The following is a 22,409-nucleotide window of genomic DNA, read 5'->3' on the forward strand; positions in this document are numbered from 1 at the left end:
GTTCAACCCCCCAGGTTGAGAGTGAGTTTGGCGACGTCGAACGCCTCGGCGTAGCGGGCGTGGCATTCGATGCCGCGGATCCGGGCGAGGCCGAGGAAGGCCTCCCGGTCGTACCAGGGGCGGTGGCGCTGCGAGGGGTAGTGCTCCTGCAGCAGCCGCACCTTCTCTTCGGCGACGTCCTCCGACAGCGGCTGGTACGCCGTCGGGCGGCCCAGGTCGCCGTCCCACTTGACGATCTCGTAGCGCAGCACCAGGTGGTCGCGGAACGCCGTGGTCATCAGCTTCGCCAGACCGCGGTGGTCCTGGTGCGCGTCGTCGGTGCGCGGGGACAGCACGAGCTCCGGCTCGGTCCGCCCGCGCAGCTCCTCCACCGCGGCCTTGGCCTCCTCCCAGTGCGCCGGCATCCGGCCGTCCGGCAGCTTGAGCACCGTCAGCCGCAGGTCGGCGCCCGGGCAGAAGGCGGCGAGTGCGGCCCGTTCCTCCTGCTCCCGCTCGCCGCCACCGCCGGAGAGCACCAACGCGTCGACGCGCACCCCCGGCCGCGCCAGGCACACCGTCAGCAGCGTGCCGCCGGCGCCGATGGCGATGTCGTCGCAGTGCGCGCCCACCGCGACGATCCGGTCCGGGCTCCCGGCACCGAGCCGTATCACGCGGACCCCACCCCGGCGGCCGACCTCGCGCCGTCCCGTTCCCACACGGCCCACGGGCGCTCCCCCCGGACGTAGGCGGCGTCGAGCGCGGCCCGCTCCTTCACCGTGTCGGTCGGCTTCCAGAAGCCCCGGTGCTGGTGCGCCACCAGCCGTCCGCGCTTGGCCAGCTGGGTGCATCCGTCGGCCACCAGGTCCCCGTTCTCCGGGATGTGGTCGAAGACCTCCTGGCGGAGCACGAAGTAGCCGCCGTTCTCCCACAGCGGCAGGTCGCTCACCGCGGTGATGCCGCCCACCAGACCGTCCTCACCGAGGTCCACGCAGTGGAACGAGGACTGCGGCGGCACCACCATCATGGAGGCGCCGGCGTCCCGCCGGGCGAAGGAGTCGATCATCTCGGGCAGCGGCGCGTCGGTGAGCACGTCCGCGTAGTTGGCGAGGAACATCTCGTCGCCGTCCAGGTGGTGCCGCACCCGGCGCAGGCGCTCCCCGATGGGCGACTCGATGCCGGTCTGCGCGAACGTGATGGTCCAGTCGGCGATGTCGGTGGAGAGCAGCTCGGTCCGCCCGCCGCGCAGCACGAAGTCGTTCGACGTCGTCTCCTCGTAGTGGAGGAAGAAGTCCTTGATGTGATGCGCCCCGTAGCCGAGGCAGAGGATGAACTCCTTGTGCCCGAAGTGCGCGTAGTAGCGCATGACGTGCCAGATCAGCGGCCGCGGGCCGACCATCGCCATCGGTTTGGGCACGTCGTCGGAGGCGCCCTCGCGCATCCGCATCCCGTAGCCGCCGCAGAACAGTACGACCTTCATGCTGTGCCCTTCTCGGACGCGGGCTCGACAACGCTCAGTTCCGGTATGGGGAAGACCAGGCGGCCGCCCCACTCGTGCACGAAGGAGAGCTGCTCGACCAGCTCGTCCCGCAGGTTCCACGGCAGGACCAGGACGTAGTCCGGCCGGTCGGCGGCGATCCGCTCGGGCGACAGGATCGGAATGCGGGTGCCCGGGGTGAACCTGCCGTGCTTGTAGGGATTGCGGTCGACCGTGTACGCGAGCAGGTCGGGCCGGATGCCGCAGTGGTTGAGCAGCGTGTTGCCCTTGCCCGGGGCGCCGTAGCCGACCACCGTGTCGCCGCGCTCGGCCGCCTCGATCAGGAACCGCAACAGGTCCCGGCGCACCTTGGCCACCCGGGCCGAGAACTCGGTGTACCCGGACAGCTCCCGCAGCCCGGCCGCCTTCTCCCGGTCCAGCACGTCACTCACCCGCCGGCCCGGCTCACCCGCCACCTCGGCCGGCCGCGCCCACAGCCGGACGGAACCCCCGTGCGTGGGCAGCAGCTCGACGTCCACCAGCGTGAGGCCGCCGCTCGCCAGCGCCCGGACCGCGGACGCGACCGTGTAGTACTGGAAGTGCTCGTGGTAGATCGTGTCGTACTGGTTCTCCTCGATCAGGGTCAGCAGGTGCTGCACCTCGATCGAGACCCAGCCGTCGTCGGCGACCAGCGCGCGCAGCCCCTGGGTGAAGCCGACCACGTCCGGGATGTGCGCGTACACGTTGTTGGCCACCACCAGGTCCGCCGGGCCGTGCTCGGCGCGCACCGCCGCACCGGTGTCCGGGCTCAGGAACTCCGTGAGCGTGGGCACCCCCGCCTCCCGCGCCGCCGCCCCGACGTTCACCGACGGCTCCACGCCCAGGCAGCGGATCCCGCGGTCCACCATGTGCCTGAGCAGATACCCGTCGTTGCTCGCCACCTCGACCACGAAGGAGTCCGGGCCGAGGCCCAGCCGCTCCACGGCGCCGCCGACGAACGTCCGCGCGTGCTCCACCCAGGAGGTCGAGTACGAGGAGAAGTACGCGTACTGCGTGAACGTCTCCTCGGGCGTGATCAGCGCGGGGATCTGCGCGAGCCAGCAGTCGGTGCACACCCGCAGGTGCAGCGGGTACGCCGGCTCCGGCCGGTCCAGTTGGTCCGCGGCGAGGAAACTCTCGCACGGCGGAGTCGCTCCGAGATCGACGACGCTCTCCATCGCCGCCGAACCGCAGAGTCGGCATCGTGTCATCTACTGCCCCCATCCCCCCTGCCCGCGCGGACGTCCCCGCCGCGAGCCAGTGCCGACCGCCCCGCGATCGCGGTGCGGTACCCCTCCAGCAGGCGCTCCAGGCCGACGGCCGGGCTGAAGCCCTGCTCGTACCGGCGCCGGGCCGCCCGGCCCATCTCCTGGTTGCGCTCCGGCTCCGCCGCGATCCGGCGGATGCGGGACGCGAGCGAGGCGGCCTCGCCCGGCCGGTGCAGCAGCCCGGTCACCCCGTCGTCGACGAGTTCGGCGAAGGCGCCGTGCCCGGCGGCGACGGCCGGTACCCCCGCCGCCATCGCCTCCACGACCACCAGGCCGAACGCCTCCAGCCACGTCGAGGGAGCCACCACGGCCACCGACCGGGCCAGGGCCCGCCTGCACTGCTCCGGGTCGTACAGGCCGACGTAGCGCACGTCGTCCCGGCCCGCCGCCCAGGCGGTCACCTCGCGTTCCAGCGGCCCCGTGCCGGCGACGACGAGCGGGACGCCCACCCCGCCGTCCGCGGCCAGCTCGTCCCACGCCTCCATGAGCAGCCGTACGCCCTTGGCCTCCGCGAGGCGGCCGAGGTAGAGCAGGTGCTCGCCGGGGCCCGCACGGCGCGCCTCGGGCTCGGGCACGAAATTGTGCTTGACCGCCAGCCGTTCGGCCGGCAGCCCCGCCCCCACCAGGACCTCGCGCTGCGCCGCCGAGATGCAGAAGAACCGCTCCACACCGGACCACCAGCGCCGCCGGTTCACCGACAGGCCGACCGCGAGCGGCACCGTCGCCAGCCGCGAGTTCCGGTAGCAGCCGTGCCGCACGGCGGGCAGCGGCGCCGCCCCGACGCACTCGGTGCACGGCCGGCCGTCGCGCTGGAGCGTGCCGGGCGGGCACACCTGCGTGTAGTTGTGCAGCGTGGCGACGGCCGGGACCCCGGCGTCGGCGCAGGCCGCCAGCACCGCCGGGGACAGGAGCGGGAAGACGTTGTGCACATGGACCACGTCCGGCCGCTCGGCGCGCAGCCGGTCGGCCAGCTCCCTGCGGACCGCCGGGTTCCACGGCACGAGGAGCGGCACGGCGACCTTGCCGAGCAGGGACCGCGAGGCGATGTCGTCACTGCGCCGCTCGAACACGCCGACCCGGTGGCCGGCCGCGCGCAGCAGCTCCACTTCCTGGTCGACGACGTTGTTCTCGCCGCTCGGCTGGGCCGAGTTGTAGCGGTTGTGCACCACGAGGACGTGCATGCTCAGGTCACCTCCGGGGTGCGGGCCCAGCGCGGGACGCGTCGGCGAGGGGGTTCGGGCGTCGCCAGGGGCGTGGCCGCGGCGGGCGAGGCCAGCAGCGAGGCGGCCACGGCGAGGTGCAGCAGGTACGGCGAGGCGTCGCCCAGCCCCGCCTCCGTGTACGAGGCGAGGGCGCAGTAGCTGATCAGGAAGATCGCACAGGCCCGCGCCGGTGACGGCGGCCGCAGCAACGCGACGCCGCCCAGCACGACGAGGACCGCCGCCACCAGGCCGACGCCGACCAGACCCTGCTCCTGGTAGACGGCCAGCCAGCTGTTGTCGATCGGCAGCCCGTCGAACGACTTGTCGCCCAGACCGATGCCGAACACCTTCTCGCCGGCCGACCTGGGCGCCGCCAGCAGAGCGTCCCAGACCTTGGCCCGGCCGGTGAGATTGCTGAAGTTCTCCTCGCTCTGGCCGCGCAGGAACCACGAGTGCAGCGCGGAGGCGAACGCCACCGCGGCCACCGCCGCGCACAGCACCGCCCAGGAGAAGAACCGGCGGGCGGCGGCGCTGGTGAGGGCGAGAGAGCCGATCGCGAGCGTCAGGCCGACGAGCAGACCGAGTGTGGCCGTGCGGGTATGGGTCAGCACGAGCAGCAGCAGGGACGGAACGATCACCATCGCCGCGCTGCGCCGGTCTGTCTGCCGGCTCAGCACGAGCAGCAGGGCGAGACCGATGATCACCGCGGCGTACTGGCCGATCTGGGGCGGGGTGAGCGGCCACAGGGCGCCGACCAGCCGCCCGCCGTACAGGTCGGGCATGGCCGCACCCGGTGAGACGAGCGCGCCCGCGGCCACCGTGCAGAGCACCACGAAGTACATCCGGATGTGGTGCCGGACGAAGGTGGGGCCGCCGTCCCACCAGCGACTGAGCAGCCACAGGGTGCCCACGAAGAGGGCCAGCCGGGCACAGCGGAACAGCGCGCCGAACCCGGACTCCAGGTCCGCGCTGGAGATCACGCTCGGCACCAGCAGCAGGGTGAGCAGGAACAGGAAGGCGCTGGCGCGCACGCGCAGCCCGAGGTTGAGCGCGAGGGCCAGCGAGAACGCGACGGCCAGCGCGCCCATGGTGACCATCTGGATGAGTGAGCGGGGCAGCGGGACGACGGTCTCCGCCCCCGTGGAGCCCAGCGTGTTGAGGACCAGCAGCCCCCAGACCGCCCCGACCAGCTTCGGCGTGCGCCCGGTCTCCATCTCAACCACCGTCCCGGGCACGCAGGGTGCTGTCCGCGTCCTGCCGGTAGGGGGCGCCCTGCCACTGCCCGAAGTCGAGCACCCGGCTCGGGTCGTGGGCGACGAACTTCCACGGTCCGACGTAGACGTTGTCGTGCCAGCGGTTGTGCTGCCGGAGCGTGACGGCCTCGGCCACCCGCTCGCCCTGGTACGGCGACCAGTCCGGATAGGTGCCGTAGTTGGCCAGCAGCGCCATGCGGTCGCACTTGTCCGTGCACTCGACGACCGTCCTGTCCAGGGTGAAGCGGTTGTCGTGGATGTCCACCCGCTGGGTCTTCCACCGGCAGTCCGCGTACAGCGGCGCGCTCGCGATCCCCGGGCGCGCACAGCGGTCCACGTCCTCCACCAGCAACGTGCAGTCGCCCGAGGAGGTGTTGGCCGGGCTGTTGCAGAACCGGTCCGCGTTCTCCCACAGGGTGATGCCGGACCAGTTGTCCTCCAGCACGTTCCGGTAGATCTCGATCTTGTCCGTGCGCGCCTCGACCCGGGGTTCGCCGCCCGACTCGGAGATGTAGACGGTGGCGTACGGGAAGTCGTCGCCGCCGTCGGTGTTCTCGCGGCCCTCGACCCAGTTGTTGCGCCGGATGGTGTTGTCGCGGACGACCGCGTTGTAGCTGGTCTCGTAGATCAGCGCGGCACCGTCGTTGCCCTCCAGCACGTTGTCCTCGATGAGGAAGTCGTTGTTGTTGGTGTCCGCCCACAGGCCGGTCCCCCGGTTGTGGTGCACCCAGTTGCCGCGTACGTCGGCCCCCTGGACGGCCCAGAACTTGACGCCGCCCGTGCAGCCGCAGCCCGGTCGCTTGCGCTCCCAGTCGCCGGTGTTGTTGCCGGTGATCTCGTTGCCCTCGAGCACGAGGTCGTTGATGACGCCGTCGCCCTTGTACGCGTTGAGACCGTACTGGCCGTTGTCGCGCAGACAACTGGCGCGGACCTCCTGACGGCCACCGGCCATCAGCCCGGCGCCGGAGTTCCGCTGGATCGTGGCGTGCTCGATCACCCAGCCGTCGGCCGAGTCGTGGTTGACCACACCCTCGTCGTGCGGCGCGTCGAAGCCCTGCACGGTGAGATGGCTGATGGTGACGTCCCGCGCGGTGCCGCCGAACGCGTACTGGTTGGTCTTCCCGCCGTCGAGCACCGCGCCCGGCGCGCCGAGGTAGCGGTTCCCCTCCTTGGGGACGACCTGGGAGTAGCGGTCGGACGCGAGCCGGTGCTTGCCCGGCCGGAGCCAGAAGGTCGTGCGGGCGGGACTGTTGCGGGTCTTGTCCGCCAGGTCGCCGACGACCGCCGGATCGACGGTCACCGCACCCGCCGGGGCCTTCGCCGGACCGGCGGCGGGCTTCTCGCACACCCGGGCCACGTCCCGCGCCCCGGACGGGGAGGACGGCGCGGTCCGCTCCGGCGCCTTGGCGTCGGGCGTATCGGTACAGCCGGCCGCCAGCAGTGCCAGCGCCAGCGACGCCGCGGCCGACCACGTTCCGCCCCTTCGCCTGCTCCCCATGCGTCCTCCCCTCCTTCCCTTCCTAGCCGCGAAAGCCGAGTACGGTCGTGAACTCCCGCACGCCGTCGGTGACACCGGTGCCGACCAGGGTGGTGGCCGGTTCCTTGCGCCCGAAGCCGGGGGAGTACCAGCCCAGCGGCGGGTCGGTCTCCCCGCGATGCGCCCGCCAGGACAGCCCGCCTGGCAGATCGAGCACCGCGGAGCGTTCCTCGCCGTCCCGGGTCCAGGTGAGAGCGGCGCGGCTGCCCGTCAGGTCCGCGGCGATCGCCGGGCCCAGGTGGAACGCCAGGCGCACGGACCGGCGCGGGCCGCGCACCTCGTCCACCACCCGCAGTTCCCGGCTCGCGGCCGTCAGTTCCACCCGGCGGCGGTGCACGGAGTCCCCGTACCCGTCGTGCTCGGCGCACCAGCGGGACACCGTCTCGTCGGACGTGTCCACGGCCAGGACCCGGGTGCGCGCCTGCCGGGTCCACAGGAAGGGGCCGCCGGAGACGGACTGGTCGGCGCCGTCCAACTCCAGGGTGTTGTGGCCGAGCGTCGAGCGGAAGTACCCCCGCCACACGGGCTGCCCGTGGTAGCAGTACGTCCCCGGGTCGGCGAGCACGTCGACCCCGTCGTGCCGGACCTCCACCGACAGCGCGTCCGCGTGGGCGTGCGCGGCGATGGACAGGAAGCCGTGCGGACCACCGTCGCAGCGGCACCAGATCCCGCCCGGTCCGCGCAGCACCGTGAGCCCCGCGTCCGCGAAGTGGGCCGGCCTGCGCTCCGGGCGGGTCACGGCCCGGCCCGCTCCGTCCTTGCCGTACGGCCGCACCAGCGCCGCCAGCAGCGGGGTGCGCACATCCGTGCCGGTCACCGCCGGCCACCAGGGAAGCGATCCGAACACGGCCTCCCCGGTGGCCAGCAGCGAGCCCCAGCGGTCGGTACCCGCGCCGTCCACCACCAGGCCGTGTCCGTCGTCCGCGTCTCCCTGCCGCGGCGGCCGCAGCCGGTCGTCCACGACGGCGGCGAGCGCGTCGGTCATCCGCAGCAGCACCAGCCGGACCGTCGTGGGCACCGGCACACCGGCGGCGTCCGCCTCCGCCACCGCGGCCAGGCCGAGTTCCAGCACCAGCCCGTGGTACTCGGTGGCCAGCTCCCGGTTGAGGCCGGAGAGGAACGTGTTGCCGCGCAGGTGCCGCTCCAGCGACCGCAGCGCGTCGTGTCGCCACCGTGCCGACTCGGGGAACCACCCGAAGGCGCAGGCCGCCGCCAACTGCCCGGCGGCCTCCGCCACGACGTGGTTGTTCGCCGACGAGCCGCGGCTGGGGAAGGCGGCCAGCCAGCGCTGGTGGTGCCAGATCTGCTCCAGCGCCGCCGGGTTGTCCTCGAAGAGCGCGGCGGCGCCCGGCCAGCCGTCGAGCAGCCGGCGGATCCACACCCAGGACAGCAGCCGGATCCCCAGCTCGATGCCGCTGACCCAGTGCACCCCGCGCAGCGGCGCGTTGGAGGCCCACCACGACCGCAGGTGCTCGGCCACCCGCTCGGCGTACCGCTCGTCGCCGGTGACCGCGTAGGCGGCGGCGAGCACGGTGAGGTACTGGTGCCGGGACGGCTCCCAGATCTGCTTGATGTCCCCGACCGCTTCCTCGTCGCGGTACGGCACGTCGAAGGCGTAGCCGCCCGGCGCCCGGCGCCCGGTCTTCGGGTCGAAGCACCAGTCCGGATCGACCAGGTCGTCGCGGCGCACGCCGAAGTACTCGACGTGCCCGGCCAGCAGGCGGTCCGCCTCGGCGACGAGGCGCTTCGCGGCATCCGGCGCCACCGCGGCGACCGTCCCGGCGGGCAGGACCGCGGTGAACCGGGCCCCCGTCACGCTCGGGGCCGCCGGCCGCGCCGACCGCCACCGTCGCCTGCGCACCGTGTCGCCCACCCGGCCGCCCACCTCGCGCGGCCCCATCCGGGACAGCCGCCGCAGGTACCAGCCCGCACTCCCCGGGGTCACGGTCATCGCGCCTCCGTCAGGGTCACCGGGGCGCCGGCAGCCAGAGCGGCCCGCACGGCGAGGGTGGCCGTCGTGGTGGCGACCAGCGACTCGAGCGGCACCGGCATCGGCCCGCCGGTCCGCACCGCCCGGACGAACGTGGCCAGTTCGGCCGACTGGCCCTTGTCCCGGGCCTTGGGAAGCCGCGAACTGACCCACCGCTTGCGGCCGTCGTAGACCGAACTGCGGACGAAGTCGTCGAGTTGCAGCACCTTGCCGTCCGCGACCAGGTCCAGCGTCTCCTTGGGGAAACCGGCCGCGCCGGTGGTGACGTAGCTGATGGTGGCGGTGGACCCGTCCGGGTAGCCCAGCACGACCTGGAGGTCCTCGTTGCCGGACGAAGCGAGCGCGTACACCGAGACCGGGTCGGCCCCGAGCAGCCAGCTCGCCGTGTCGACGAAGTGCCCGCCCTCACCGGCGAACCGCGAGCCCTCGGTGCCCTGCTGGAGGTACCAGCTGCCGTGGTCGAGCCGCCCCGCGTTGACGAGGTAGCGCAGGCTCGCCGGCCCGGTGCGGGCACCGAACCGCTTCCCCGCCTCCTGGAGCAGCGGCGCGAACCGGCGGTTGAAGCCCACCTGCACCCGGTCGTTGCCGGACTCCTCCACCGCCGCGAGCACACCGGTCAGCTCGTCCTCGGTCAGCGCCAGCGGCTTCTCCACGAACACGGCCTTGCCGGCCAGCAGCGCCTTGCGCGTCAGTTCGGCGTGCGAACTGTGCCGGGTGACCACGAACACCGCGTCCACGGACGCGTCGCCGAGCACGGCGTCCAGATCGGTGGTCGCCTCCCTGAACCCGAACTTCCGCTGCGCGTTGGCCGCGGACAGCGCCGTCGTGGTGACGACCGTCGACAGCTCGACGCCCTCGCGCCGGGCCAGATGCGGCAGCAGCATCGACGTCGCGTAGTTGCCCGCGCCGACGAACGCCAGCCGCACCGGTGTCCGGGCGGCCCGTGCCGGGACGGACGCGCCGGCGCCGCGCCGCACCGCGGGCACCTTCACCGCCGGTGCCTCGGCCGGTGCCTCCCCGTCGGGCCGCCCGGGATACCGGAACAGCACGGCGACGGCCTTGAGGGCGCCGTCCTCCAGGCTCCGGTACGTCTCGACCGCGTCCTCGAAGTCCGCGGTTCGGGTGATCAGCGGCGCCACGTCGACCCGGCCCCGGGCCACCAGGTCCAGGAAGCACGCCAGATTGCGCCGCTCGGTCCAGCGCACGTAGCCGATCGGGTAGTCCCGCCCCTCCAGCTCGTACTCCGGGTCGTAGCGGCCGGGGCCGTAGGAGCGGGAGAACCGGACGTCCAGCTCCTTCTCGTAGTACGCGTTCCACGGCAGGTCCAGGCGGCACTTGCCGATGTCGACGACCCGGCCGCGGTCCCGGCACAGCCGCGCGGCCAGCTCGACGGGCTGGTTGCTGCCGCCGCCGGCGGCCAGGTACACCTGGTCCACGCCATGGCCGTCGGTGAGTTCGGCGACGGCACTCTCCACGGCCGGGGACGCGGGATCGCCGCAGGCGGCGGCGCCCAGCCGCTCGGCCAGTGCGCAGCGCTCCGCGTCGGGGTCGGCCCCGACCACCCGGACACCCGAGGCGACGAGCAGTTGCACCACCAGCTGGCCGATCAGCCCGAGCCCGATGACCAGAGCCGTTTCGCCGAGCCGCGACTCGCCCTGGCGGACACCCTGCAGCGCGATCGAACCGACGGTGCCGAAGGCCGCGTCCCGCGGCGCGAGACCGTCCGGCACCGGGGCGTAGAGGTTCCGCGGCACCCAGTTCAGCTCGGCGTGCAGGGCGTGCTCGTTGCCGGCGCAGGCCACGAGGTCGCCGACCTTCACGTCGTCGATTCCGGCGCCGACCTGCTCCACCACCCCGCACAGCGAATAGCCGAGGGGTGTGTAGGAGTCCAGCTTGCCCATCACCTTGCGATAGGTGGCGGGCACCCCGTTGGTGGCCACGCTCTGCACGACCTTGGCCACCTGGTCCGGCCGTGACCTCGCCTTGCCCAGCATCGACATGCCGGCCTCGGACACCTTCATCAGCTCGGTGCCGGTGGAGATCAGGGAGTAGGCGGTCCGCACCAGTACGCCGCCCGGCTTGCAGCCCGGCACCGGCACGTCGAGCAGCGCCAGCTCGCCGCTCTTGTAGTTCTGCACAACCTGTTTCACCGAAGGTCCTCTTGTCTCTCTGCCGGTCGTGGTGCGGGGGAGGTGCTGAGGTGCGCGGGAGGTGCCGAGGCGCTACTCCGTCGACGAGGACGGATGGCCGGATCCGGAGGTCGCGCCGCGGTACCAGTACTCGAGGGTCAGCACGTGCCACAGGTGTTTGGAGAAGTCCCGCTGCCCGGCGGCGTCCTCGGCGACGAGCCGCCGCAGCGCGTCCCGGCGCAGGAACCCGGCCCTGACGAGTTCGCCGTCGTTCACCACCTCGCGCACCAGCGGCGCCAGGTCACGGCTCATCCAGGCCCGCAGCGGGGCGCTGAACAGGCCCTTGGGCCGGTACACGATCTCCCGGGGCAGGACCGAGGTGGCCGCCTCCTTCAGGACGGCCTTGCCCTGCCGCCCGACGATCTTGCGCTCACCGGGCACGGCGAACGCCGCCTTCACCACCTCGACGTCCACGTACGGCACCCGCACCTCGGTCGACGCGGCCATGCTGGAGCGGTCCGTGTAGGCGAGGTTCAGGCCCGGCAGGAACATCCGGGCGTCGGCCAGGCACATGCGGTTCACGAAGTCGTCGAGGTCGTTGTCCTCGTAGACGTCCGCATGCTCGGTCAGCACGTCCTCGACCGTGCCCGCCAGATCCGGATCGATCAGGCCGATCAGCTCCTGACGGTCGTACATCGTGTAGCTGCGGCGGAAGGCGGTCTCCTGCGGCAGATCGGCGAAGGACAGGAAGCGCTTCGCGAAGCGCACCGACCGGTACCCCCGGCGGCTCGACGCCACCGGCAGCCGGCCCACGGCCGCGGACACCCCGCGCCGCAGCGGCCGCGGGACGCGCTGGTAGCGCAGCGCCAGCACGTTGGCCAGGTGCTTGCGGTAGCCGGCGAACAGCTCGTCGGCGCCCATCCCCGAGAGCATCACCTTGACCCCGGCCTCACGGGCGGCCGAGCAGATTAGGAAGGTGTTGATCGCCGCGGGGTCGCCGATCGGCTCGTCCAGGTGGTACGTCATCCGCGGCAGCAGGTCGAGCACGTCCGGGGCGATCTCGATCTCGTGCAGGTCGACGCCGAACCGCTCGGCCACCTGCCGGGCGTAGCGCAGGTCGTCGGGCATCGCCTCGAACCTGGCGTCCTCGGCGCGGAACCCGATCGTGTAGGCGGAGATCCCGGGCCGGTCGCGGGCGGCCAGCGCGGTCAGATAGCTGGAGTCGAGCCCGCCGGAGAGGAACGTCGCCACCGGCACGTCGGAGAGCAGGTGGCGCCGGGTCGACTCCTCGACGACGGCGGCCAGGTCCGGCCGCTCGCCGCTCAGGGCACGCTCCCGGCCCTCGGCGGCGACGTCCCGCAGGTTCCAGAACCGGCCGCGCTCCACCCGGCCGTCGGGCCGGCACCGCAGCCAGCTGCCCGGCGGCAGCTTCTCCGCCTCGCGGAACGCGCAGCGCGAGTCCGGCACCCAGTAGTACAGCAGCGACGCCACCAGGGCCGCGTGGTCCACCTCCAGCTTCCCGCCGGTCGCGGCGGCGAGCGCCTTGAGCTCGGAGGCGAACACCAGGCCCGCGCCGCGCCGGAGCAGGAACAGCGGCTTGATGCCGAGCTGGTCGCGCGCGAGCACCAGTTCACCGGTGCGCTCGTCGAAGACCGCGAACGCGAACATGCCGCGCAGCCGGGGCAGACAGTCCGTGCCCCAGCGCCGCCAGGCCTCCAGGACCACCTCCGTGTCGGAGGTGCCGCGGAAGCGGACCCCGGCCGACTCCAGCTCGGTGCGCAGCTCGGGCGCGTTGTACAGCTCGCCGTTGTACGACAGGGCGAGCCCGTCCGAGACCATCGGCTGGGCGCCGGTTGTGGACAGGTCGATGATGGCCAGCCGGCGGTGCCCGAGATGCACCTCGCCCACGCCGGCGGCGTGGCTGTAGCGGCCCGCCCCGTCCGGACCGCGGTGGGCGAGGACGTCGGTGAGCCGGTCGGTCACGGCCTTGCCGTCCGGCCAGTGGTACGTGCCTGCGATGCCGCACATGTGCTACCGAGCCTCCTGATCGCTGTCCGGGACCGTCGCGGCCGGCATCGACGGCCGTTCCGCCCGGAGTCTCCCGGTCCCGTTGTGCCGCCTCGGCCGTTCGTCATGGCCGCGTGGCGCGACGTGCGTGCCGTCCCACAGGGTGCCGTCGGTCCGGTCACGCGGATCGGGGTCGATCAGGACCACGCCGATCACCGTGATGCGCTGGTCCGCGAGCTGCCGCGCCACGGTGTGCAGCCACGCGGTGCTGCCGTGCCCGGCCCGCACGACGAGCACCGTCCGGCTGCCGAGGTACCGCAGGTCGGTCCACGCCGTGCCGGGCGCCACCGAGCCGACGCCGAGCCTGCGCCCCTGGTGCCCTTCGGCCGTGGCCCGTTCGCCGCTCAGCACGGTCGGGCCCCCGGACTTCCGGTGGGCGCCCGCCAGCCGCGTGCCGGGCAGAGCGTCGACGACGACCACGGGCCCGTCCGCCTCCAGCGCTCCGGCGACGTCCAGGGCGATCAGGCCGGTGCCGCGCGCACAGCCCAGCTCCAGCAGGGACACCGGTTCCGCGGAGCCGCGCACGAGACGGGTCAGCGTGGTGGTGAGCCGCTCACGTGCCGCCCTGGTCCGCCGGCGCCGCCACGACCGGGCCGACCGGCGCGGCCCGCGGCGCAGCTCCGCGAGGACGGAGGCGCCCAGGTTCGCCGCGATCTCCCGGCGCAGCACGGGGCGGTCCGCGACCACGGCGCCCACCGCGGAGAGCGCGAGCCCGAGGACGAGCCCGAGGGCGAGCCCGATGGCGGCGTCGGTGCCCACGGCCCTGGGCAGGGAGTGCTCCACCGCGTGCGGGGCGTCCACGATCTGCGTGCCGGCGACGACCTCGGGCGTGCCGGTGAGCGCTTCCGCGGCCCGCTGGTCGAACTCGGCGATCCGCGAGTCGAGTTCGGCCCGGCGGGCGAAGAGCGACTCGATGCTCGCCGACGCCTTCGGTTCGTCGTCCGGTGAGCGGTCCCCGATCGCGCTGTTGACCTCGGCGAGCTCCTTGCGCATACGGTCCCGCTGGTCCAGCAGGGACTTGGACTCGGCCTCGGCGGCCTGCCGCATCCGCCGCACGTGGTCCGCGACGAACGTGTCGGCCAGTGCCTTGGCCCGGGCGACCGCTTCCGCGTCGCTGTCGGCCGTCACGTCGATCTGCAGCAGGTTGTTCGTCAGTCCGGTGCCCCGGTAGTCCCGCATGAAGTCTTCCGGGTTCTCCCGGGAGTCGAGGGAGCGCAGGGCGGCGGCGGCGATCCGCGTGGTGTCCAGCAGTTCGACGTCCGTGCGGATCAGTGTTCCGGTGTCGTTGGGCTGGTCGTCCTTGTGTGCGACCAGCACCTTGGTGACCGCGGTCGGCCGGGGCGGCAGCAGGACCGCCACCGCCGCGCCGAGCAGCAGGCCCAGCAGGGCCAGCGAGCCCCACAGGCGCCGTCGTCTGCGCACCGCCACGACCAGTGCCTGCAGGTCCAGCAGGGGAGCGGAGGCCGACGGCTGTGCAGCCGTGCCCGTCGTCATGCGACACCTCCCGTCGCGTGGTCGTGCACCGCAGCCCCTGCGGCGGCGTTCTCCCGGGACTCGTCGGCCGACTCCGTCGGACGGGACCGGACCGCGCCGGCGACGACGACGCCGACGACCTCGTGCCCGCCGTCCGCGCACGCCTCGGCGACACCGGCGAGTTCCTCGGCGGTCCGGGCGCCCGCGCTGAGCACGATCAGGGCCCCGGTCTCGGTGTCGCGGTCGGGCACCATCGGCCGGGCCACCGAGACCTCCACCACCCGCAGCCGCGGATCGTCCTCGGCCCCGGCGGCGAGCTGCCCGGCCGCCCGGCGGGCCACCTCGTCGTCGTCCGGCACGACGACCAGCAGCCGCCGGGCCGTGGGCACCCGTTCCCTGAGGCGGGCCCGGACCCGCCGGTAGCGCAGCCGCCGGCCGGCCTCGTCGCCGGAGGACTGCGGCGCCGGCAGGTCCCACCGGACGTCGACGCCCAGCAGCCGCCGGAACCGGGCCCGCGCGCCGCGCGCCTTCGGCCGGTGGGCGCGCCGGTCGCCGGGCACGTCCACGGTCCCCATCAGCGCCGTTCCCAGCGCCGCGGCGATCTCGGGTTCGGAGCGCAGCCGCCGGTTCATCCGCGCCGCGGTGAGATGACCGATGACGGCGAGCACGAAGAACAGCAGCGCGCCGCCGCCGATCAGCTGCAGCCGCGTCGGCGGAGCCTCGCCAGTCGGCCGGGCCGCCGGACCCATGACGACCATGCCGGCCCGGTTGTTCGACGGGTCGGCCTCCTCCAGCTTCTGCATGGCGTCCTGCAGCGCGCTGCGCAGCTTCTCCAGCTCGGTGCGGGCCTGGACGCTCTCCACGGTCTGCCCGGGATCGGCCGCGTTGGCCAGGTCGGTGATGCGGCGGTTGGTCCGCGTCACCTGCTCCCGCAGTGCCTCCGGCCCCGCCGCCTCGTCGGGCCCCGTGGTGCCGCTCGCGATCCTCGCCGCGTACGTCACGAACTGCTGGGCCACCTCGTCGGAGAGCCGCTGCGCACGCTCCGGGGTTTCCGCCGTCCCCGAGATCTTGACGATGTTCCCGTCGGCGGTCTCGGCGCTCACCCGGTCGCGCAGCTCGCTGTCGCTCACCCCGCTCCAGCGCAGCTCGTCGGCCGCCCGGGCGACCACCGCCGAACTGGTCGCGATCTCCACCTGGGTGATCAGCTCGCGCTGCTCCCACGGTCCCGGCAGCAGGACCGACGCCGACGCCGTGTAGCGCGGCGGGAACAGCACCGACACGCCGTAGCCGACCAGCGCGCCCAGCACGACGAGGACGGCGAGCAGCCGCCGGCGCCGCCGGAGAATTCGCCCGACCGTGACCAGGCGTATCGTGTCATCGCTCAACTGCGCGGCCTTCTCCCTGCTTTGAACCTGAACCCTGATCGGACCGGGGCGCCCGCCGACACCGGAGTGCGGTCACGGCAGGCGGCGGCGTACGCGGCGAGCAGCGCCGCCTGCGAGTTGCTCCAGGACAGCCGTCCGGTGACCCGTTCCTGGCCGATCTTGCCCATCCGGGCGCGCTCGTCCGGATCGTCCAGCAACCGCGCGACGAGCCGGGCGAACGCCGCCTCGTCGTTGGCGGGTGCGTAGAGGGCGGACTCCCCGGCGGAGACACGCGCCTCCCGGAGGTCGAAGGAGACGATCGGCCGGCCCATCGCCATGTACTCCAGGACCTTGTTCATCGTCGACACGTCGTTGAGCGGATTGCGGGGGTCGGGGGAGAGGCACACATCCGCGGTGGAGAGGTGGCGCACCAGGTCGGCGTCCGGAATGCGCCCGGTGAAGCGCACCTGGTCGTCGAGCCCGAGCGACCGGGACAGCTCCACCATCGCGTCGAAGGCGTCGCCGGAGCCGACGAACACCGCGTGCCAGTCCGTCCGCCCGACCTCGTCGCGCAGTTTCGCCAGGGCCCGCAGGGCGTAGTCGACCCCGTCCTGGGGTCCCATGACGCCGAGGTAGCACAGCAGATGGGGCTTGCCCCGCTTCAACTCCGGTTCGGGCGGCACCGGCTGGAAGCGGTCGGTCGCGGGTGCGCTGCGCACCACGAAGACGTCGTCGGGGCGGCGGCCGCCCCGGCGTATCGCGACGTCCTTGTAGCTCTCGTTCGTGGCGAGCACGACGTCCGCGGCCCGGTAGGTCCACCGTTCCAGCGCGCACACGGCGCGGTAGAGCAGGTCCTTCCCGCGGCCGAACCGGGACAGGTACAGCTCGGGTATCAGGTCGTGCTGGTCGAAGACGAACCGCGCACCACGCCTCTTCAGCCACAGCGCCGGCAGGAACAGCAGGTCCGGCGGGTTGCAGGCGTGGACCACGTCGACCGGTCCGACCCGGCGGGCCAGCCGGGCCGTGTGCCAGAGCGCCGCCCCGTACTCCCGCAGGTAGCCGGCTGGTCCTCCGGTGGCCGCGCGCAACGGGTAGCGGTGGATGCGCACCCCGTCGACGACCGCTTCCGCCTCCGTGTCCCGCTTGCTGCCCCGGGGACAGATGACGTGCACCTCCCAGCCCGCGTCGCGCAGGGTCGTCGCCTCCTGCCACACCCGCCGGTCGAAGGGCACCGACAGGTTCTCCACCAGGATCAGGGCGCGCCGCCCCGGCCGGTCGCCGGCTGTGCCACCGAACGGCGTTTCACCAGACGTCGTGTCACCAGGCAAGGCCCATGTACCCCGGTTCGGTCCGGCGCGTGTCGGCGTCGGGAAGGTGGATGAGGTCGATCAGCAGTGGACTGCCGCCGTGGGGCAGTGCCGCCAGCACGGCCGGGTCCCTGGTCCCGACCAGGCACACCTCGGCGTGGTCGAGGACGTCGTCGACGGAGTCCGCGAGCAGCTGGGCGAGGTGCGGCAGCCGGGTCTCGACGTACTCGCGGTTCGCGCCGAGCAGTCGGGACAGGCTTACGTTGGCGTCGTGGATCCGGAGGTCGTAGCCCTTGCCGAAGAGGCGCTCCGCCAGCTCTACGAGCGGGCTCTCGCGGAGGTCGTCGGTGCCGGGTTTGAAGGACAGGCCGAACATCCCCACCCGGCGCTTCCCGGTGCGCTCCACCAGCTCGACCGCGCGCTCCAGGTGCGCGGAGTTGGAGGGCAGCACATGGGAGAGGATGGGCACCGACACGTCGGCCCGCTGTGCCGCGTGGACCAGGCTCCGCAGGTCCTTGGGCAGGCAGGAGCCGCCGAAGGCGAAACCGGGCCGCAGGTAGGCGGGGCTGATGTTCAGCTTGCGGTCGGCCAGGAACACGTCCATCACCTGGTGCGAGTCCACTCCGAGCGCCTGGTACACCGCGCCCAGCTCGTTCGCGAAGCCGATCTTGAGGCCGTGGAAGGCGTTGTCGGCGTACTTGATCGCCTCGGCCGTCGCGACCGGCACCCGGAACACCTCGCCGGGCAGGCTGTCGTACAGCGCCAGCACCGCGTCGCCACTCGCCGGGTCGAGTTCGCCGATGACGGTCTTGGGCGGGTCGAAGAAGTCCCGCACGCTCGTGCCCTCGCGCAGGAACTCCGGGTTGACCGCGACCCCGAAGTCCACCCCGGCGGTGCCGCCGACGTACTTCTCCAGGATCGGCACCAGCAGGTTCGTGCAGGTGCCCGGGAGCATGGTGCTGCGGAACACCACCGTGTGCCGCCCGCCGTGCCCACCACGGTCCGCCAGCGCGGCCCCGATCTCCTCGGTGACCCGTTCCAAGTACGTGGTGCACAGGCTGCCGTTGGGCTCCGACGGGGTGCCCACGCAGACCAGGGATATCTCGCTCTCCATGATCGCCTCGCGGACGTCACCGGTGGCGCGCAACGCCCCGCTGCCCACCACCTGGGCGATCAGCTCGCCGATCCGCTCCTCGACCACCGGGGCCTTGCCGTCGTTGACCAGGTCGACCTTCACCTGGTTCACGTCCACCCCGATGACCTGGTGCCCCATGCCGGCCAGGCACGCGGCCGACACGCAGCCCACGTAGCCGAGGCCGAAAACGCTGACCCTCATGACCCGTTCCTCCCCCCAGGCAGGCCCCGACGGCCTGCGCCTCGCGCGTCGGCCCGGCGGCCGCCGCGCATCAGTACGCCCCCTGCCCGTGGACCACCGCGCGCAGCGTCTTCCACAAGATCACCGTGTCCAGCGCGAGCGACCAGTCCTCCACGTACCGCAGATCCAGCCGGACCGCCTCCTCCCACGGCAGATCGCTGCGTCCGCTGATCTGCCACAGGCCGGTGAGCCCCGGCTTGACCAGCAGCCGTCTTCGGATGTCCGGGCCGTAGGCGGCGGACTCCTCGGGCAGCGGCGGCCGCGGTCCCACGAGCGACATCGATCCGGTGAGCACGTTGAAGAGCTGCGGCAACTCGTCGACCGAGTACCGGCGCAGCACCGCCCCGACCCGCGTGACCCGCGGGTCCCGGCGGAGCTTGAACAGCAGGCCCGCGCCCTCGTTGCGGTCGGCCAGCGCGGCACGTGCCCCGTCGGCGCCCGCGACCATGGTGCGGAACTTGAGAATGGTGAACTCGCGGCCGTCCTTGCCGACCCGGCGCTGGCGGTAGAACGCCCCGCCCCGGCTGTCCACGAGGACGAGGAGCGCGACGAACAGCATCAGGGGCGCGAACACTGTCAGCAGGATCGCCGCGCCCAACCGGTCGACGACCGCCTTGACCGCGCGGCGGCCCCCGGTGAAGGTCGGCATGCTGACCCGCAGGAGCGGGATCCCGAGCACCGCGTCGACGTGCAGCCGCGGGCCGGCCACCTCCATCAGGACGGGAGCGACGACCATCTCGGCGTCGCTGCCCTCCAGGTTCCAGGCCAGTCGTTGCAGGCGGTGCGGTGACCAGTGCGGGTCCGGGGTGACCGCGACCACCCGGTAGCCGTCGCGGCGGACATGGTGGGCGACGTGCTCCAGTGGGCCGACGACCGGCACTCCGTCCAGTTGGTCACCCTCGAGCCCGTCGTCCGTCGCACACACCGCGTCCACGCGCCAGCCGAGGTGCGGGAACCGCCGGGTCCGGGCGATCAGATCGCGCACCGTGGCCGGACTTCCCGCGGCGAGCACCGGTCTGAGGCAGCGCCCCTGCTTGCGCTGTCTGTGCAGCCGGACGCGCAGCGCGTAGCGCGCGACCATGGTGCAGATAGCGATCGCGGGGACGGCGACGAAGATCCAGAGTTTGATGTTGCGCGAGGTGAGGGCGATTCCGCCGAGCGCCAGCACGACGGTCGCCATGAACAGTGAGCGACCGAGCCGACGGAATTCCTCGGCGCCCTGGCCGAGTACGGCAGGTGCCCACGACCGGCTCACCGCGAGGGCGCCCAGGACCAGCAGCCAGGTGCCGAACGCGAGAATTCCCCATTTCTCGTGCCAGTTGGCCGCGTCCCGGACCCCGAAGAAATTGCCGATGCCCGCCACCACGAAAGCGGTGGTCGCGGCGTCGCTGGTGATCACGGTACGGCGGTACCGCTGCTCCCAGTCGCTCGCGAGCCGGCTGGTTGCCCCGTCCGCCAACTGCCCGCGCGCAGACGGAAACGGGCTGACCAATCCCCCTTGCCGCACAGAACCCCCCAGGTTCCCAGTGGTTCGACGAGTTCGCCTAGCACTGTTCCTCCCCCTCGGGAGGCCCCCCCTCCCGCGCCGCGCTGTTCCTCCCCACGGGCGGCCCCCCGGCCTGCCCGCGCACAACGTTCCGGCTATGTCACATCAATACGAGCGTGCACAGTGACATCAGCAGACCCCCCTGCTCCGGACCTAAAGATCATTACCGGTCGCCTCGTGCCTGAACAGCTGAAGCACGGTCAATCTAGACCATCGGGGCCACTGTGTAGAGGGGATGTGTGTAATTCGTGCTCACGCTTTGGGAGTTGATCAAGAAACCTGTGAATGTCCGCCGATGTATTCGCGCCACCACGTAATGCCGGGTGGCGAGTTCGGCGGCCATTCTCCCGCTTCCGGCGCACGTCCGCACCGATGGTTCACGCCATGTGAGGGTCGAGCTGCCCGGCGCGGCGGCGCCGCCGCATCAGTTCGCGAGCAGGTGGTCCCGGCCGAACATGGCCGCGGCGGCCCGCGCGGTCGGCGTGCCGGAGTCCAGGTCCGCGCCGGCCCGACGCAGTACCGCTACGACGTCGTCGGCACCCTTGAACAGGGCGCCGGCGATGGGGGACTGGTCGCGGTCGTTGCGAAGGTCGGGGTCGGCGCCGTGCCGGATCAGGCTCCGCACGGTGTCGGCGTGACCGTGGTAGGCGGCGAGCATGAGGAGGGAGTTGCCCGCGGGGTCCCGTACGTCGACCGGCAGCCCGTGCTGTACGAACTCCACCAGTTGCTCGGTGCCGCCCTCGCGGGCCAGATCCATGGCGATGGCGACCACGCGCTCCGTCTGCTCGGGGGTCAGTCCACCGCTGTTGTGCATGTCCATGAAATAGGTCTCCGTGGCGGTACGCCCGCACCGGCGCGGGCACCCCAGGGTGCCCGCGCCGGTGCGGTGCGGGTGTACCGCGTGTGTTGCTGACCGGCGGGATCAGAGGTTGCCGGCGGCCAGGGCCTCGATCGCCTTGCGGACGCCCGCGCCGTAGGCCGGGTCGGCCTGGGTGCAGTTGCCGATGTGGCGCTCGATGGTCTGCTCCGAGGCGCCGTCGATGGCGCGCGCCGTGTTCTCGAACAGAACCTGCTGCTGCTCCGGGCTCATCTGCCGGAACAGGTTGCCGGGCTGCTCGAAGTAGTTGTCGTCGTCCTCGCGGTAGTTGAACCGGTCGGCGACGGCGCCCACGGCCTGGGCCGGGTCGCGGTAGGCCGGCTGCTCCTGCCAGCGGCCGTAGGAGTTGGGCTCGATGCCCGGGGTGGCTCCCTGGTTGCCGTCGACGCGCATGGCGCCGTCGCGGTGGTAGGAGTTCACCGGGTTCCTCGGGGCGTTGACCGGGATCTGGTGGTGGTTGACGCCGAGGCGGTAGCGCTGGGCGTCGCCGTAGGAGAAGAGGCGGCCCTGCAGCATCCGGTCGGGGGAGAAGCTGATGCCCGGGACCACGTTGGCCGGGCTGAAGGCGGCCTGCTCCACGTCGGCGAAGTAGTTGTCGGGGTTGCGGTTGAGCTCCCACTCGCCGACCTCGATCAGCGGGTAGTCCTTCTTCGACCAGACCTTGGTGAGGTCGAAGGGGTGGAAGCGGTAGTTCTCGGCGTCGGCCTCCGGCATGACCTGGATGAACAGCTTCCACTTCGGGAAGTCGCCGTCCTCGATCGCGTCGAAGAGGTCGCGCTGGTGCGACTCGCGGTCCTTGCCGACCAGGGCCTCGGCCTCGGCGTCGGTGAGGTTCTTGATGCCCTGCTGGGTGCGGTGGTGGAACTTGACCCAGAACCGCTCGCCCTCGGCGTTGATCAGGCTGTACGTGTGCGAGCCGAACCCGTGCATGTGCCGGTAGGAGGCCGGGATGCCGCGCTCCGACATCACGATCGTGACCTGGTGCAGGGCCTCGGGGAGGTTGGTCCAGAAATCCCAGTTGTTCTCGGCGTTGCGCAGGTTGGTGCGCGGGTCGCGCTTCACCGCGTGGTTGAGGTCGGGGAACTTCAGCGGGTCGCGGAAGAAGAAGACCGGGGTGTTGTTCCCGACCAGGTCCCAGTTGCCCTCGTCCGTGTAGAACTTCACGGCGAAGCCGCGGATGTCGCGCTCCGCGTCGGCGGCACCGCGCTCACCGGCGACGGTGGAGAACCGGGTGAACAGCGGGGTCTTCTTGCCGATCTCGGAGAAGATCTTCGCGCTGGTGTACCGGGTGATGTCGTGGGTGACCGTGAAGGTGCCGAAGGCGCCCGAGCCCTTGGCGTGCATCCGGCGCTCCGGGATGACCTCCCGGTCGAAGTGCGCGAGCTTCTCCAGGAACCACACGTCCTGCAGGAGCATCGGACCGCGCGGGCCGGAGGTCAGGGAGTTCTGGTTGTCGGGAACCGGCGCACCGGCGACCGTGGTCAGCGGCTTCTGGTTGTTCTCAGGCAAGGCTTTGCTCCTCGGTGTGG

At 72.4% G+C, this 22,409-nt stretch carries 16 protein-coding genes; all 16 read right to left on the reverse strand.

Annotated features, from left to right (window positions below; genetic code table 11):
- Positions 1-2 precede the first annotated feature (2 nt).
- The 16 genes from ACFYZ3_RS12350 to ACFYZ3_RS12425 all read right to left on the reverse strand — a co-directional run bounded on the left by ACFYZ3_RS12350 (position 3) and on the right by ACFYZ3_RS12425 (position 22,389).
- Entirely contained in the window at positions 3-650 is a 648-nt protein-coding gene (locus tag ACFYZ3_RS12350; protein ID WP_388515852.1) for a PIG-L deacetylase family protein, read from the reverse strand.
- Complete coding sequence (locus tag ACFYZ3_RS12355) at positions 647-1,456, reverse strand: glucose-1-phosphate cytidylyltransferase (RefSeq protein ID WP_388515854.1); 810 nt, start codon at positions 1,454-1,456, stop codon at positions 647-649. The genes ACFYZ3_RS12350 and ACFYZ3_RS12355 overlap by 4 nt, the downstream gene beginning before the upstream one ends.
- Entirely contained in the window at positions 1,453-2,703 is a 1,251-nt protein-coding gene (locus ACFYZ3_RS12360; RefSeq protein ID WP_388515856.1) for a methyltransferase domain-containing protein, read from the reverse strand. Before ACFYZ3_RS12360 ends, ACFYZ3_RS12355 begins: the two co-directional genes overlap by 4 nt.
- Positions 2,700-3,941, reverse strand: a complete 1,242-nt coding sequence (locus tag ACFYZ3_RS12365; protein WP_388515857.1) for a glycosyltransferase — start codon at positions 3,939-3,941, stop codon at positions 2,700-2,702. Before ACFYZ3_RS12365 ends, ACFYZ3_RS12360 begins: the two co-directional genes overlap by 4 nt.
- 2 nt (positions 3,942-3,943) lie before the next feature.
- Positions 3,944-5,176, reverse strand: coding sequence for an O-antigen ligase domain-containing protein (locus ACFYZ3_RS12370; protein WP_388515859.1), 1,233 nt, complete (start codon positions 5,174-5,176; stop codon positions 3,944-3,946).
- A gap of 1 nt (position 5,177) precedes the next feature.
- A complete protein-coding gene (locus ACFYZ3_RS12375; protein WP_388515861.1) occupies positions 5,178-6,713 on the reverse strand; it encodes a right-handed parallel beta-helix repeat-containing protein in 1,536 nt (511 codons plus the stop codon).
- A 22-nt stretch (positions 6,714-6,735) separates the two neighbouring features.
- Positions 6,736-8,703, reverse strand: a complete 1,968-nt coding sequence (locus ACFYZ3_RS12380) for an alginate lyase family protein (protein WP_388515862.1) — start codon at positions 8,701-8,703, stop codon at positions 6,736-6,738.
- Positions 8,700-10,892 carry a bi-domain-containing oxidoreductase gene (locus ACFYZ3_RS12385; protein ID WP_388515864.1) on the reverse strand — a complete coding sequence of 731 codons (2,193 nt, stop codon included), beginning with the start codon at positions 10,890-10,892 and terminating at the stop codon, positions 8,700-8,702. The genes ACFYZ3_RS12380 and ACFYZ3_RS12385 overlap by 4 nt, the downstream gene beginning before the upstream one ends.
- A gap of 72 nt (positions 10,893-10,964) precedes the next feature.
- The gene (gene asnB, locus ACFYZ3_RS12390) at positions 10,965-12,899 is read right to left on the reverse strand and encodes an asparagine synthase (glutamine-hydrolyzing) (protein WP_388515866.1); all 1,935 of its coding nucleotides are present in this window, start codon (positions 12,897-12,899) and stop codon (positions 10,965-10,967) included.
- A gap of 3 nt (positions 12,900-12,902) precedes the next feature.
- A complete protein-coding gene (locus ACFYZ3_RS12395; RefSeq protein ID WP_388515868.1) occupies positions 12,903-14,432 on the reverse strand; it encodes a Wzz/FepE/Etk N-terminal domain-containing protein in 1,530 nt (509 codons plus the stop codon).
- The gene (locus tag ACFYZ3_RS12400; RefSeq protein ID WP_388515869.1) at positions 14,429-15,796 is read right to left on the reverse strand and encodes a Wzz/FepE/Etk N-terminal domain-containing protein; all 1,368 of its coding nucleotides are present in this window, start codon (positions 15,794-15,796) and stop codon (positions 14,429-14,431) included. The genes ACFYZ3_RS12395 and ACFYZ3_RS12400 overlap by 4 nt, the downstream gene beginning before the upstream one ends.
- Positions 15,793-17,103 (reverse strand): glycosyltransferase family 4 protein, encoded by a 1,311-nt coding sequence (locus ACFYZ3_RS12405; RefSeq protein ID WP_388515871.1) that lies wholly within the window; start codon positions 17,101-17,103, stop codon positions 15,793-15,795. The genes ACFYZ3_RS12400 and ACFYZ3_RS12405 overlap by 4 nt, the downstream gene beginning before the upstream one ends.
- Positions 17,093-18,418 (reverse strand): nucleotide sugar dehydrogenase, encoded by a 1,326-nt coding sequence (locus ACFYZ3_RS12410; protein WP_388515873.1) that lies wholly within the window; start codon positions 18,416-18,418, stop codon positions 17,093-17,095. Before ACFYZ3_RS12410 ends, ACFYZ3_RS12405 begins: the two co-directional genes overlap by 11 nt.
- A 70-nt stretch (positions 18,419-18,488) precedes the next feature.
- Positions 18,489-19,964 carry a sugar transferase gene (locus ACFYZ3_RS12415; protein WP_388515875.1) on the reverse strand — a complete coding sequence of 492 codons (1,476 nt, stop codon included), beginning with the start codon at positions 19,962-19,964 and terminating at the stop codon, positions 18,489-18,491.
- 463 nt (positions 19,965-20,427) lie between these two features.
- A complete protein-coding gene (locus ACFYZ3_RS12420; protein ID WP_388515876.1) occupies positions 20,428-20,823 on the reverse strand; it encodes an ankyrin repeat domain-containing protein in 396 nt (131 codons plus the stop codon).
- Between the two features lie 102 nt (positions 20,824-20,925).
- Positions 20,926-22,389, reverse strand: a complete 1,464-nt coding sequence (locus ACFYZ3_RS12425) for a catalase (protein WP_388515878.1) — start codon at positions 22,387-22,389, stop codon at positions 20,926-20,928.
- Positions 22,390-22,409: the final 20 nt, after the last annotated feature.

It is taken from the genome of Streptomyces sp. NPDC001599 (genome assembly GCF_042893535.1).
Classification (GTDB): domain Bacteria; phylum Actinomycetota; class Actinomycetes; order Streptomycetales; family Streptomycetaceae; genus Streptomyces.